Below are 14,366 nucleotides of genomic sequence, written 5' to 3' on the forward strand. Positions count from 1 at the left end.
GCGGAACGCGCCAAATCATGTCAATTGGGAAAATAATATCATGACAATTATTCTGATTCCGCACAATTTCGAAGCATGGTCGGCCTAAATCGCCAGCAGCAGATGCTCCGGATCGCCAAGCAAGAGCTTGGTGACAACGCCGAGACCGGCGCGCAGTTCCCCTTCGGTGGTCGAGCCCAGCGAGATACGGACAGCCGGATGCCAGGGCGCATCCGAAATGCGGAAGGATGTGCCAGGGGCGATCGCCACGCCCTGCAGCCGGGCCTGGGCGACAAAGCCCTCCTCGGCGCGGTCGTCGGGCAGCTGCAGCCAGACGTGCAGCCCGTCGCGCCGGGCGCGATAGTCGATCCCGGCAAGCACCTCCGCTGCGATATCCTGCCGCCGCCGCAGGGCCGTGCGCTGCCAGCGGACGAGTTCCATCGCGGTGCCGTCGGTCACCCATTTGGTGGCGATCTCGGCCACCAGCGGCGTTGCCATCCAGTTGGAGACCAGGTGCCGGTTGGCGACGGCGGCGACATAGCGGTCGGGCGCGGCGAGATAGCCGATGCGCAGGCCAGGCACGGTGATCTTGGTGAAGGAGGTAACGTAGAGCGTGCGCTCCGGGGCGAAGGCGGCAACCGGCGGCGGCCGGTCCTCGACCAGCGGCCCCAGCACATCGTTCTCGATGATGGCTATGTCGTGCTTGCGCGCGACCGCGGCGATCTCGGCGCGCCGTGCCGCATCCATCAGCGTTGCCGTCGGATTGATCACGGAGGGCTGTACAAACACGGCGCGGATGTCGGAAAGCCTGCAGGCTTCGTCCAGCGCTTCCGGGATCAGGCCATTGTCGTCGATCGGCAGGCCTTCGAGGTTGAAGCCGAGATAGCGCGCCAGCGGCACCAGCGTGTGATGGCCGATCGCCTCGGTGGCGACGGTCGATCCCGGCGGCGCCACGCTCATCAGCGCCACCGTCATGCCGGCGGTGGCGCCGTTGGTCAGGCTGATGTTCTGCGCCGAGGCCTCGAGCCCGCACAGTTTCAGCCATTCGACCGCCACGGCACGGTGGCGCGGAAACACCATGTTGGGCCGGAAGGACAGCGCCGAACTCGACGGCAGGTTTTCGGCTAGCCAGCCCAGCGCCTGCTTCAACCGCTCCAGATGCATAGGCTCGCAGACCGGCTTCAGGATGGACAGGTCGATGACCTCGCCGAGACGCTCCGGCAGGTAGGGCGGCTCCGGTTCGCGGCGCTGCGTCTGGACAAAGCTGCCACGACCGATCTCGCCCGAAATCAGGCCGCGCCGGATCAGTTCCTCATAGGCGCGGCTGACCGTTTGCACCGACAGTTTGAGGTCATCGGCCAGGCGGCGATGCGTGGGCAGACGGGCGCCATTGGCAAGACGCCCGTCATGGATGGCGCGCGCGAACTGGTCGGCCAGCGATTGATAGGCTGGCCGCCGGATGAGCGCGGGATCTGGTTGCCACAATGTCATGACTTATTAGAGATCGAAATCAGTGCAATTGACAATCGAAATAATGCGCCATCATGGTACCGTGGACGAAAAAGTGGACTCTGATGACTGCTGCGAAACTCGACGCTATCGACCTCAAAATCCTCGACGCCATCCAGCGCGACGGGCGCATCACCAAGCTGGCGCTGGCCGAGCAGGTGGGACTGTCGCCGACGCCGTGCTGGATGCGGCTGCGCAAGCTGGAAAAGGCCGGCATCGTTTCGGGCTATCACGCCCGGATCGCCATGCGCGTCGTGGCGCCGGTCGCCACCGTACTGATGGAGGTGACGCTGGCCAGCCACCGCCAGGCTGATTTCGACCGCTTCGAGCGCGTCATCCGAGACATCCCCGAGATTGTCGCCTGCTGGTCGGTGGGCGGCGGCGTCGATTATCTGCTGAAGGTGATGGCGCGCGACATCGACGCCTACCAGCGGCTGGTCGACGGCTTGCTCGAGCGCGAGATCGGGATCGACCGCTACTTCACCTACATCGTGACCAAGACGGTGAAGGAAGAGATCGCGCTGCCCATCGCCGAATTGCTGCCGTCGGCGCCGTAGTGCCGGAGAGATCGTCTGCCGAGACGGCGCAATAGAGAGAATCTCTCTGCTTCAGGGCGCCCAAACAGCCTCTCTGTCCGCGCATGACGGATAGTCTTCCCGCATCAGTCCGAACCGGGAGGCCTCGACCATGTCCGCGCATTTCGCCCGCTCGCATCGCCACGAAGCGCTCGACCGCCTCGCCGACCGCCGGTTGCTGCGCGAGTTGGCCTATGTCGACGGCCATTGGACGGCGAGCGAGGCCGCCGAAAGTTTTGAGGTCACCGATCCGGCGACCGGCACCACCGTTGCCTTCGTTGCCGCGCTGGATGCGCGGCAAACGACAAAAGCGATCGATGCCGCCGCGCGCGCTTTTCCTGCCTGGCGGTCGCTGCTGCCGCAGGAGCGGTCAAGAATCCTGCGAAAATGGTTCGAGCTGATCATCGGCGCCAAGGAGGACCTCGCCCTGCTGATGACGCTGGAACAGGGCAAGCCGCTGCAGGAGTCGCTCGGCGAAATCGACTACGCCGCCTCCTTCGTCGAATGGTACGCGGAGGAAGCCAAGCGCCTCAACGCCGAGAGCGTCACCAGCCATCTGCCGAACGCGGAAATGATGGTGCGGCGCGAACCGCTTGGCGTCGCCGGTGTCGTCACGCCGTGGAATTTTCCGTCGGCCATGTTGACCCGCAAGGCGGCCGCCGCCCTTGCCGCCGGCTGCACCATCGTCGCGCACCCGTCCTCGGAAACGCCGCTGTCGGCGCTGGCGCTGGCCGAACTTGGCGAGCGCGCCGGCCTGCCGGCCGGCGTCTTCAACATCGTCACCGGCAAGGCCGTGACCATCGTCGGGCGGATGTGCGAGGATCCGCGAATCCGCGCCATGAGCTTTACCGGCTCGACCGAGATCGGCAGGCTGATCGCGGCACAGAGTGCGCCGACGATGAAGCGGCTGGTGATGGAACTCGGCGGCCATGCACCGCTGATCGTCTTTGCCGATGCCGATCTGGACAAGGCCGTGAGCATCGCCATCGACGCCAAATTCGCCACATCGGGTCAGGATTGCCTTGCCGCCAACCGGATCTATGTCCAGCGTCCGCTCTACGAGCGCTTCTGCGCCGCCTTTGCGAGGCGCATCGAGGCGCTGCGGACCGGTAACGGCCTTGTCGATAAAACCGACATCGGACCGCTGATGCATGAGCGCGCCGTCACAAAGGTCGAGGATCAGGTCGCCGATGCGCTTGCCCATGGCGCGCGCTGTCTCACTGGCGGCAAGCGGCATCAGGCCGGGCCATTGTTCTACCAGCCGACACTGCTGGCCGATGTCACCGATGAGGCGTTGATCATGCACGAAGAGACCTTCGGGCCGGTCGCGGCGGTCACGCCCTTCGACAGCGAGGATGAGGTCATCGGACGGGCCAACGCCACCGAATACGGCCTGGTCGCCTATGTCGTGACAGAGAACGGCGCGCGCCAGCAGCGCATGGGCCGCGCGCTCGACTATGGCATGGTTGCCGTCAATCGCGTCAAGATCACCGGCGCGCCGATCCCGTTTGGCGGCGTCAAGCAATCCGGCATCGGCCGCGAAGGTTCGCGCCATGGGCTGGAGGCTTTCACCGATCTCAAATATCTCTGCCTGGATGTGGCGTAAGCCGCGCCCGGTTTGTCTTTCAAGGAGTCAAGAAAATGCTCGATCAGTCCAACGAACTCAATGCCTGGGATCGCGACCACTTCTTCCATCCCTCGACGCATATGGGCACGCATGCGCGGGGTGAGAGCCCGACCCGCATCATGGCCGGCGGTGAAGGCGTCACCGTGTGGGACAACAATGGCAAGAAGAGCATCGATGCCTTTGCCGGCCTCTATTGCGTCAATGTCGGCTACGGCCGCCAGAAGATCGCCGATGCGATCGCAACCCAAGCGAAGAACCTTGCCTATTATCATGCGTATGTCGGCCACGGCACCGAGGCCTCGATCACGCTTGCCAAGATGATCATCGACCGCGCGCCGAAGGGCATGTCGAGGGTCTATTTCGGCCTCTCCGGCTCGGACGCCAACGAAACCAACATCAAGCTGATCTGGTACTACAACAATGTGCTGGGCCGACCGGAGAAGAAGAAGATCATCTCGCGCTGGCGCGGCTATCACGGCTCGGGCGTGATGACCGGTTCGCTGACCGGGCTCGACCTGTTCCACAACGCCTTCGACCTGCCGCGCGCGCCAGTGCTGCACACCGAAGCGCCTTACTATTTCCGCCGCGCCGACCGCTCGATGAGCGAGGAGCAGTTCTCGCAGCATTGTGCCGACAAGCTCGAGGAGATGATCCTGGCCGAAGGGCCCGAAACGGTTGCCGCCTTCATCGGCGAGCCGATCCTCGGCACGGGCGGCATCGTGCCGCCGCCGGCCGGCTACTGGGAGAAGATCCAGGCCGTGCTGAAGAAGTATGACGTGCTGCTGGTCGCCGACGAGGTGGTGACGGGTTTCGGCCGGCTGGGCACCATGTTCGGCTCCGATCACTACGGCATCAAGCCGGATCTGATCACCATCGCCAAGGGGCTGACCTCGGCCTATGCGCCACTTTCGGGCGTCATTGTCGCCGACAAGGTGTGGCAGGTGCTGGTCGAAGGTTCCGACAAGCTCGGCTCGCTCGGCCATGGCTGGACCTATTCGGCGCATCCGATCTGCGTTGCCGCGGGTGTAGCCAATCTCGAACTGATCGACGAGATGGATCTGGTGACAAATGCCCGCGAGACCGGCGCCTATTTCCGGGCCGAACTGGCAAAGGCCGTTGGCGGCCACAGACACGTCGGCGACGTGCGCGGCGACGGCATGCTGGCGGCGGTCGAGTTCGTCGCCGACAAGGACGACCGGGTGTTCTTCGATGCTTCGCAAAAGATCGGTCCGCAAGTGGCGACAGCGCTTGCCGCCAGCGGCGTCATCGGCCGCGCCATGCCGCAGGGCGACATACTCGGCTTCGCGCCGCCGCTGTGCCTGACGCGCGAAGAAGCCGACATCGTGGTGGCCAAGACCGCCGATGCGGTGAAAAGCGTGTTTGCCAATCTCTAAAATCGACCCATGAATGCCATGACAAAAAAACTCCCCGCCACCATGGCCGCCGTGCTGCTCACCGGGCACGGCGGACCGGAAAAGCTCGTCTACCGCACTGATGTGAAAGTGCCGGCACCCGCGCCTGGCGAAGTGCTGGTCAAGGTCACGGCTTGCGGCATGAACAACACCGATGTCTGGGTGCGCCAAGGCGCCTATGGCACGGAGGAAGACGCTTCCGCCGTGTCGACCTGGCGGCGGCAGGGCAACACGCTTGTTTTCCCGCGCATCCAGGGCACCGACACGGTCGGTGCCATCGTTGCCGTCGGCGCCGACGTTTCGCCGGACCGTATCGGCGAGCGGGTTATGGTCGATTTCTCGATCTACAATCGCGACGACGATTCACTGGCCGACATAGACTATATGGGCCACGGCCGCGACGGCGGTTACGCCGAGTATCAAACAGTGCCGGCGCAGAACGCGCATATCGTCGACACGGAGATGAGCGATGTCGAACTCGCCACCTTCTGCTGCGCCTACCTCACCGGCGAACAGATGCTGGAACGCGCTGGCCTGAAGGCCGGCGAGCGGGTGCTGGTCACCGGCGCCTCCGGCGGCGTCGGCTCGGGAATCGTACAGCTGGCACGGGCGCGCGGCGCTATTCCCTATGCCGTCGTCGGCAAGGGCAAGGAGCAGGCGGTGCTCGACATCGGCGCCGAGGCGGTCATCACCCGTGGCGTCGCCGACCTGCCGCAAGCCGTGACTGAGGCGACCGGCGGCCAGCCGATCGACGTGGTGGCCGATCTCGTCGGCGGCGCGATCTTCAATGATCTGTTGCGTATTCTCAGGCCCGAAGGCCGTTACACCACCGCCGGTGCGATCGCCGGTCCGGTCGTGCAGCTTGATCTCAGGACCATGTATCTCAAGCAGCTGCAGTTGCACGGCTCCAGCCAGGGCACGCGCGCCGATTTCCGCCGCATCGTCGGATACATCGAGGCGAAAAAAATCCGGCCGCTGGTCGGCGGCGTCTACAGGCTCTCCGATTTCCACCACGCGCAGGCGGATTTCATCGCCAAGGATTTCGTCGGCAAGCTCGTGGTTGTGCCAGACGCTGTCGCGGAGCGGCCGGCGTCGTAGCAACAAAAGTCCTGGGCCTTCGCTTGTTAGCTTGGCTTCCAGACTCTGTCCCAATCGGAATGGCTTGCAGTCAGATCGGCAAGCCGCCACAAACAGTGACGCCCACCGCGCCGCTGGTCCGGGCATCAGGTCACAGGATACAGGCGAGACATGACAGGCCGAATGATACTGCTCGACGCCAAGCCGCTCGGCGTGGCTGACGTCGCCGAGATCGCACGGCGCAACGCCCGGCTCGTGCTGGGTGAAGCGGCACTGAACCGCATCCGGGCGAGCCGCGCCCTCATCGAGCATCTCACCGGGCTTGGCAAGCCGATGTACGGCGTCACGACAGGCCTCGGCGCATGTGTCGACACGCCGCTCGCGCAGGCCGACCTGATCGCCTTCCAGCACAGCGTGCCGCTCAGCCACAGCATGGGCATCGGCCCCGCCCTGCCGACCGAAGCGGTGCGGGCGCTGATGATCGCGCGCATTTCGGGCATGGCCGCCGGCGGCACCGGCACCTCCGAACGCGTGGTCATGGGTCTTGTCGCCGCGCTCAACGCCGGCGTCCATCCGGTGATCCCCACCTGGGGATCGATCGGCGCGGCCGACCTTGCCCATCTCGGCCATATGGCAAGATCGCTGCGCGGCGATGGCGAGGCGGAGTTCCAGGGCAGGATCATGCCCTCCGCCGAGGCATTGGCTCTCGCCGGGCTCGAGCCGCTCGACCTGCGCGAAAAGGACGGCCACGCCATCATCGTCGCCAACAGCCTGTCGACCGGGACGGCGTGCCTGTGCCTCGAAGACGTCGCCCATCTCATCGACTGGGCGCTGGCTGCAGTGGCGCTCAACTATGAGGCGTTTCGCTCCTCCCTCACCGCGATCGACGCGGATGCCCTTGCCGCGCGGCCGGCCTTCGGCCAGCGCGAGATCGGCGCGCGGCTGCGCAAGGAGCTTGTGGGTAGCGGCCTGTGGCAGGACAAGGCGGCGCGGCGCCTCCAGGATCCGCTCAGCTATCGCTGCGTGCCACAGGTCTGGGGCGGCCTGCTCAATGCGTTCGAACAGGCAAGGCTGGCAACGGAGATCGAACTGACCCATTCGGGCGACAACCCCGTCATCCTGCCGGAGGACGAGCGGGTGGTTTCCAACGGCAATTTCGACCTCACTGCAATGACGCTCGCCTGGGAGCAACTTGGCCAAGCACTTGCGCATTGCGCCGTCGGCACCGCCAATCGCTGCATGAAGCTGATGTCACCTGTTATAGCGGACCTGCCGCGCTTCCTGTCGGCCAGGGGCGGCAGCCGCCAGGGCTATGCGGAGTTGCAGAAACCATTGTCAGCGCTCGAAGCCGAAATCCGGCATCTGGCCAACCCGATGTCGCTGAGCCCGCTGGCGGTTTCGGACGGCATCGAGGACCAGTCGTCGATGGCGCCGCGTGTGGTGGCCAAGACGGCCGAGATCATCGAGCGCATGCGCTATCTCGTGGCGATGGAACTGATCTTCGCGGCGACGGGCGTGGAGTTGCGCGGCGTCGTCGACAGCCTGGGCGAAGGGCCGCAGCGCACCTTCGCCGCTGTGCGCGCGCTCGTCAGCCCGCTCGACGACGACCGCGAGATGAGCGCCGACATGACGCGGGTGGCGCGGATGGTGGCGGGACCAAGATACTGAGCAAGGCGGACCTCACTCGTCTGCCGCGCTTTGCTCCCTAACGGCGGATGGCGCCACGCCATAGCGCTTCCGGAAAGTGCGGTTGAAGTAGGAAATATCTCCGAAGCCGACTTCGTAGGCGGTGGCGCCGATCGAACGCGCGCCCGAGCCCCGCGACAGCAGTTTGCGCGCCTCGGCGAGCCGCCGTTCGAGAAGATACTTCGAAAAGGTCGTCCCCTCACGCTGAAACAGCTGCTGGACATATCTCGGCGTGACACCGAGAACTCCAGCCACGATGGAAATGTTGAGACCACCATCGCGCAGATGGTCGTCGACGTAGCGCTTCACAGGCGACAGCCGATCCCGGTCCTGCTCCGATGGAGCTTCCAGATAGGCAACGACCAGTGGCAGTATTTCGTTGAAATGGGCGTTCGCCATCTCAGCCTCGCCAGCCGAATGCGGTCCACGCATCAGCAGATAGGCGCCGTAGGTGATCAGAAGCTGCAGCGGCGGGAACGTCCTGGGGATCGGTCGCAGCATCAGCTTCGACAGGGTTTCGTTAGAAATCCTGAACGCGCTGCCCGGCAGGCTGCCGCAGTCCAGCCGCCCTCCTTCCGGCAGATACCAGCTAAATGGCGTCTCGCCGGATACGAAAAGAAAATCGCCTAGCGCGGCTTCCGTCCTCAGCCCGCCCTGCTCGACGACGAGGGGACCTTCCATGCTTCGCAACATCAGAACCCTGTCCGAACCGGACGTTCCCTTGCCCGACAGTCGCAATGGCGAGGACGGGAAGAAGCATGTCATGACGCTCAGATTGTCGAGACCGCATCTGATGCCGCGCATCCCCGGAAGGACACCCCGGCCTGCCTCCAGCGCAACCTCGCCGATGATCTCGCGGAGCTGAGCGGCGCATGACCGCCTGGCTTCGGCATCGTCATGACCCGACATGTCGAAGTTCACCGGGCTGATCCCGCCGGCATTGATAGGCCTGTGATATAACTGCAACATTTCCAAATCGGCTTGTCCGAGTTCGTTTTCAGCAGTGCCGGCTTCGCTTTACCCCAAGCGTGCCGCCGCCTCGATCGATAACATGAGTAATTGAGACATGTTTATTCGATCCGGGACAACGGAGCCAGTGCTTTATGGCTCGCGCCTTGACGGCGCCCGGATGGCCAATTTGGGGGTGCCACTATGTTTGACAGGCTGCTCGCGGGGACTTGCCTCGCACTGCTTCCACTTGTTTCCACCACGCTTCCGGCTAGCGCTGAGGACGGGACGGAACAGACGCCCGCGACGCTGCTCGAGACGGTGGTGGTGACGGCGGGCCGAACGGAGCAGCCGATCTCCAGCATCCCCGGCTCAATTCAAGTCATCGAAGGTGCCGAGCTTGCGCAACAGCTGAAGCAGACGAGCGACCCTGCAACGCTGATTTCCAGGCTGGTACCTGGATTTTCGATCGCCAACCAGACAATTTCGGGAGCTTCCGAAAGCTTTCGGGGCCGTGGCGTGCTCGTGTTGGTCGACGGCGTTGCGCGCAACACGCCGCTGCGCGACGTTTCGCGCACGCTTGCGCTGATCGACCTCGGCAAAGTCGAGCGCATCGAGGTGGTCAACGGGGCGAGCAGCCTCTACGGCTCGGGCGCCACCGGCGGCACCATCAATTTCATCACCAGGCGAGACGCGACCGAAAAGCCGACCGTGACGGTGGAGACGAAGGTGAAGGCCTTCACTTCCAATCCCGGCAAATCCGCCGCGCCCGAAATCTCGCTCTCGGCCACGCAGAAGATCGGCAAGTTCGATTACCTGGTCTCGGCAAGCGGTCAGCGGACGCGGCGGACCTATGATGGCGACGGCCGCGAACTGCCATCCGATGCCATGCTCGGCCAGGGCGGCGGCGACCGCACCGACTTCGGCAACCTTTATGCAAGGCTGGGATATGAGGATGGGTCTCGCCGCTTCGAGGTCTCCGGCGAACTGGTCCGCATGGAGCAGAATCCGGACTGGTTCTCCAATTTCCAGGCCACGCCGGCGGTGCCAGACTACACGGCGCCCTATACGGGCGAATCCGTGATGGAGAATTCGAAGTATTTCACCGCGCGCTATACCGACACGGCCTTCGCGCTGGGTTCGCTCGAAGTGAAGTCTTTCTACAACGACATGGAGAAGCGCTTTCCCTTCACGCGCTTCGACCGCTTCGTCAACAACCAGGTCTATTATTCAGGCAACCCGCTCAACCCGCAGGCGAGTTTTGCCCAGACCACGCTCTTCAGCAAACGCGCTGGCGTCACGGCGACGGTCGAGACCCCTCTCGACGTGCTGCTGCAAGGCGCGACGCTGACCTGGGGGCTGGACTTCGTTCATGACAACACCTTCCAGCAGCTCGAGAACGGCTGGGACGTCATCAGCCCGATGAAGCAGAATTCGGTCGCCGGCTTTGCCCAGCTGCAGGTTCCGGTGACGGACCGGCTTCGCCTGCAGGGAGGGTTGCGCTACGAGCGCTACTTCCTCGACATTGAGGACTTCAATCGCCCGGCCATCTTCTACATCAACCGGCCCTATCCGGCGATCGACGTCATCGGCGGTTCGTTCGACTACGACAATCTGACATTCAACATCGGCGGCACGTTCGACCTGACGCCCGATGTCCAGCTTTATGGCGGCTTCTCGCAAGGGTTCTCGCTGACCGACATCGGCAGCTTCACGCGCCGGGCCGGCGCCAACAGCAGTGCCGAGCTGTGCGACGCCTATGGAGCGCTGGCGTGCCCCGGCGCCGGTGCGCCGGACTATACGGTCAGCTACGCCGATATCGCGCCCAGCCCGCAGATCGTCAACAATTACGAGATCGGCGTTCGCGGCGGCGAGGCCGACCATGGCGGCTCGCTGTCGGCTTTTCTTTCCACCTCCGACCAGGGCGTCAACTACGACATCGCCTCCAACCGCGTCTCGCAGCAGAAGGAGGAAATCTGGGGCGTCGAAGCCACCGCGTGGTGGAACCTCACCGGCAACCTCACTGTCGGCGGCATCCTTGGTTACACCGAAGGCCGCTACGACAAGGATGGTGATGGCAAGATCGACGACTGGCTGCCGAACAACAGGATAGCCACGCCGGTGCACGGCACCGTCTACGGAACCTATGTCTTCGACAACGGCCTCAACCTGCGCGGCGAAGTCCAGTTCTTCACCGGCCGGGACAAGATCACGACGGTGCCCGAGATCAAGGGAGCGGCGCTGGTAAACGTCCTTGCGAGCTACAAGGTCGGCGAGGGCGACCTCAGCGTCGGCATCGAGAACCTGTTCGACACCGACTACATGAACCCGACAGCAAGCGCCACGCGCAACAACGTCGTCAACGGTTTCGGCCGGACGATCTCGCTCGGCTACAAGGTCACCTTCTGAGATGGTCCACTTCGAGATGCATGATGACGGTATCGTCGATCTGCGGCTCTACCCGCCGCACGCGCAAACCGATGAGGCCGACTATCTCTCCGCGCTCGACCGCATCGGCCATCTCGAAGGGCCTTATGCCATCGTGGTCGACATTGCGGGCAACACGCATCTGTCCCGCGAGGGTGAAATTCGTCAGGCGGCATGGGCAAAGGCGACACGACAACGCATTTCCAGTTCGTGCCGGGCGCTGGCGTTGGTGCGCGAGAATCCCAACCCACGATCACGCCAATCCTTCGAACGGCTCTGGGCCATTCCGGTCCATGTCACCAGCAACCGCGACGAAGCGCATCAATTCGCCGCCAGGCATCTCGGCAGGGCCGCAAGACCATGACCGAGCTCGCGCCGCAAGCCATTGGTACAACGGCCGGCCAGCGGGGTTCGGGCCGCCTGCGGCTCTTTGCCGTCCTGGCTGGTCTGTATCTCGCGCAAGGCATTCCGGGGTATCTCCTGGTCGCCGCCGTGCCGCCGATCATGCGCGAACTTGGGGTGTCGCGAACCGCCATCGGCATGCTTGCCATACTGATGATCCCGCTGACGATCAAATTCCTCTGGGCGCCGCTGGTCGACCGTATCAGGCCGATGGCGATCGGGCATCGCCGTGGCTGGATCCTTCCCACGCAGATCGGCACGGTGATCGCGATCGCGGCACTTGCCCTGGTGGAACCGACCGATCTGAAAGCCATATTCGTCATAGGGTTCGCGATTGCGGTGCTGACATCGACGCAGGACATCGCCACCGACGGCTATGCCACGCTTGCCCTGGAGCAAGAGGATCGTGCCATGGGCAATGCGATCCAGGGCGGAGCGGTTGCGCTCAGCGTCATCGTCGGCGGCACGGTTTCGCTGCTTCTCTACGGCTGGGTCGGCTGGCAAGCCATGGTGCTGACGATCGCGGCGATCTCGGCATTGCCGTTGATCGCGATCGCCTTCATGCCGGAGGACACGATCACAAGAACTGTGGAGACGCGTGCAAGACCATCGCTTTCCAGCTTCCTGAAGCGGCCGGAGGCCGTGACGGTTCTGATGATCGCCTTGACCTACCGCGCGAGCGAGGGGGTGGTGAAATCTATGGAAGGGTCCTATCTGGTCGACGCCGGTTTGCCGTTGTCGGCGATCGGATATCTGAGCGGCATCTCGGCGGCAACGGCCGGCATTGCCGGTTCCTTCATCGCGGCCATGCTGGTTCGACGCTCGGGTGCGGGCGGGACGTTGCTTTTGCTCGGCACGCTGCGCACGGTCTGTTTCCTGTTGTTTGCCCTCCACGCGGCCGGCCAGGTGACAGGCATATGGGCATTGCTGGGAGCGGCTGGATTTCAGACCTTGATCCGCTACATGGAGATCGTCGCGCTCTACAGCCTGTTCATGGCGGTGTCGTCAAAGGACCAGCCGGGGACCGACTTCACCATTCTATCCTGTGCCCAAATCATCATCTATCTGGTTGGCTCGATGATGGCCGGGGCAATCGCCGACCGCATCGGCTATTCCGCGCTCTTCTTCATCGCCACACTTGTTTCCGGTCTGGCCACAGTGCTGACGGTGCATCTTCTCTCGAGGCTCGCGAGAAAACTGCCTGGAGCAGGATAGCGTCCTGAAATGACGCGCCTGGGTGGGGCACGGCAGGCCGAAACTATTGGTAAGGACCCCTGAGATTGAGCTTGTCGGCCAGGAGGCAGAAGCGGTCGATCAGCCGGACAAGTTCTTCGCCTTGTTCACCGACAATCGCGCCTCGCTCGGCGGGCGGCGCGTCCGATAGAGCCTTCCACAAGCGGCTTTGCCGGTCACAGACATCAGCCAGTTCGGAGCATTCGCCGGCGGTCAGTTTCAGGAGATGATCAGCCGTCACCGGTCCGATGCCGGGCGGCGTCGTCGCGCCAAGGGAAAGATAGTCCGGCGGCACTGTGCCTTTCGCATTGGTCACCGATTTGCGGCAGATGACATCGAAAATCTGGTCGACGGCCTGCTTGGCACCAGCGACGCGCGAGGGATGGTCCGTGTCGGCCGCGGCATGCGGCAGGAGTTCAAGCCTGGTGCCATGCCTCTCGACAAGGTCGAGATAGGGCAGCATCGGGCCGGAGAGACGCCCGGTCGATACATCGCTGAAGAGATCGGCATCGATGGCGGCGTGGCGCACCTGCCCCGCATCCAGCGCGTCGCCAAGCGCCGCAACGTCGACAAGCTCACCGCGGTCGTAATTGACCAGCACCGCGCCCCTGTTCATGCGTAACAGGACACCCGAACCGATGAGCCCGGCATTGGCGTAGCGGCCAGTCTGCGCGTCCTGCTTGCCCAGGCCGACATGGACACTCAGCACATCGGCGCCTTCCGCCGCATCGACGAGGTCCGCCGCATAGGTGAAACCCTCGGCTTCGATCCAGTCGCGATGCCGTGGCCGTGCATGGATCACCACGCGCATGCCGAAGGCGCGGGCGAGCTTGGCCACCTCGCGGCCGATATTGCCATAGCCGATGATCGCGATTGTCTTGCCTTCGAGCTTCTCGGTCGGAAAATCGCGCAACTCCCTGCCGGTATCGAAGGCGCCGCGCGCCACCCGGTCGTGCAGCAAGTCGACCGGGAGATCCGGCAGCACTTTCAGGATGGCCTTCATCACCATCTGCGCGGTGGCGCGGCTGTTGATGCCGGGCGTGTTCATCAGCACCGCGGTGCCGCCCTCGCCGCTGCCGCCGCCCCAGGAGCGAGAGCCCATATTGCCGGTGCCGGCGCCGATGCGCACGCCGGCCAGCGGAAAAACGGTCTCGGCGGGCAGAAAGGTCGCCGCCGCGATGACGGCGTCATAGTGTCCGTCGCCCGCGGCTTCGATCAACTCTTCCCGGGTGCTGAGGTCCGGCTGGTAGAAGAAATGCACCCGGCCCTGTTCGAGATCGGCTTTGTCGCCAAGCGCGGACAGGTGGAAGCGGCCGCCCTTGGCCTCGATATGGGCGCGCGCCTCGCTCGGATCAGGCTTGCCGTCGGGTCCGAGGCGCAGGCCGACCAGATCGCAGATCAGAACCGCGTAGACGGTTTGCGGATCGATCAGCTCCGCGGCCTGTGTGCTGGTGTTTGTGGTCACGTCGTTCCCCATGCGAATGCGGCAAG

Annotated in this window: 11 protein-coding genes; 8 read left to right on the top strand and 3 right to left on the bottom strand. The window is 64.0% G+C overall.

The genetic code is table 11. The annotated features are described in order from the left end of the window. Nucleotides 1-84: 84 nt before the first annotated feature. Nucleotides 85-1,470 (bottom strand): MocR-like ectoine utilization transcription factor EhuR, encoded by a 1,386-nt coding sequence (gene ehuR / locus AC07UC_RS28870; RefSeq protein ID WP_140769463.1) that lies wholly within the window; start codon nucleotides 1,468-1,470, stop codon nucleotides 85-87. An 83-nt stretch (nucleotides 1,471-1,553) separates the two neighbouring features. On the opposite strand from ehuR, the gene AC07UC_RS28875 reads away from it, so the two are divergent. The 5 genes from AC07UC_RS28875 to AC07UC_RS28895 all read left to right on the top strand — a co-directional run bounded on the left by AC07UC_RS28875 (nucleotide 1,554) and on the right by AC07UC_RS28895 (nucleotide 7,847). Then, nucleotides 1,554-2,045, top strand: coding sequence for an Lrp/AsnC family transcriptional regulator (locus AC07UC_RS28875; protein ID WP_494908221.1), 492 nt, complete (start codon nucleotides 1,554-1,556; stop codon nucleotides 2,043-2,045). Nucleotides 2,046-2,175: 130 nt separating this feature from the next. Beyond that, complete coding sequence (locus AC07UC_RS28880; RefSeq protein ID WP_494908222.1) at nucleotides 2,176-3,669, top strand: NAD-dependent succinate-semialdehyde dehydrogenase; 1,494 nt, start codon at nucleotides 2,176-2,178, stop codon at nucleotides 3,667-3,669. A gap of 35 nt (nucleotides 3,670-3,704) precedes the next feature. Next, nucleotides 3,705-5,084, top strand: a complete 1,380-nt coding sequence (locus tag AC07UC_RS28885; protein WP_202323577.1) for an aspartate aminotransferase family protein — start codon at nucleotides 3,705-3,707, stop codon at nucleotides 5,082-5,084. Nucleotides 5,085-5,093: 9 nt separating this feature from the next. Further along, on the top strand, nucleotides 5,094-6,200 hold the full coding sequence (locus AC07UC_RS28890; protein WP_494908223.1) for an alcohol dehydrogenase family protein: 1,107 nt from the start codon (nucleotides 5,094-5,096) through the stop codon (nucleotides 6,198-6,200). A 150-nt stretch (nucleotides 6,201-6,350) separates the two neighbouring features. Beyond that, on the top strand, nucleotides 6,351-7,847 hold the full coding sequence (locus AC07UC_RS28895; protein ID WP_494908224.1) for an HAL/PAL/TAL family ammonia-lyase: 1,497 nt from the start codon (nucleotides 6,351-6,353) through the stop codon (nucleotides 7,845-7,847). A gap of 12 nt (nucleotides 7,848-7,859) precedes the next feature. Here the strand turns inward: AC07UC_RS28895 and AC07UC_RS28900 are convergent, their stop codons facing one another. Beyond that, entirely contained in the window at nucleotides 7,860-8,786 is a 927-nt protein-coding gene (locus AC07UC_RS28900) for a helix-turn-helix transcriptional regulator (protein WP_494908225.1), read from the bottom strand. Nucleotides 8,787-9,017: 231 nt separating this feature from the next. Between AC07UC_RS28900 and AC07UC_RS28905 the strand changes: the two genes are divergently transcribed. From AC07UC_RS28905 to AC07UC_RS28915, 3 genes are read left to right on the top strand one after another with little or no spacing between them, the layout of a single operon-like run. Further along, the gene (locus tag AC07UC_RS28905) at nucleotides 9,018-11,222 is read left to right on the top strand and encodes a TonB-dependent receptor (RefSeq protein ID WP_494908226.1); all 2,205 of its coding nucleotides are present in this window, start codon (nucleotides 9,018-9,020) and stop codon (nucleotides 11,220-11,222) included. A gap of 1 nt (nucleotide 11,223) precedes the next feature. After that, on the top strand, nucleotides 11,224-11,604 hold the full coding sequence (locus AC07UC_RS28910) for a hypothetical protein (RefSeq protein WP_202323582.1): 381 nt from the start codon (nucleotides 11,224-11,226) through the stop codon (nucleotides 11,602-11,604). Further along, nucleotides 11,601-12,857, top strand: coding sequence for a RhtX/FptX family siderophore transporter (locus AC07UC_RS28915; protein ID WP_494908227.1), 1,257 nt, complete (start codon nucleotides 11,601-11,603; stop codon nucleotides 12,855-12,857). The genes AC07UC_RS28910 and AC07UC_RS28915 overlap by 4 nt, the downstream gene beginning before the upstream one ends. Nucleotides 12,858-12,900: 43 nt before the next feature. Here the strand turns inward: AC07UC_RS28915 and AC07UC_RS28920 are convergent, their stop codons facing one another. Then, nucleotides 12,901-14,340, bottom strand: coding sequence for an NAD(P)-dependent oxidoreductase (locus tag AC07UC_RS28920; RefSeq protein ID WP_494908228.1), 1,440 nt, complete (start codon nucleotides 14,338-14,340; stop codon nucleotides 12,901-12,903). Nucleotides 14,341-14,366: the final 26 nt, after the last annotated feature.

The organism is Mesorhizobium sp. GW821-FHT04C10, from assembly GCF_059420305.1.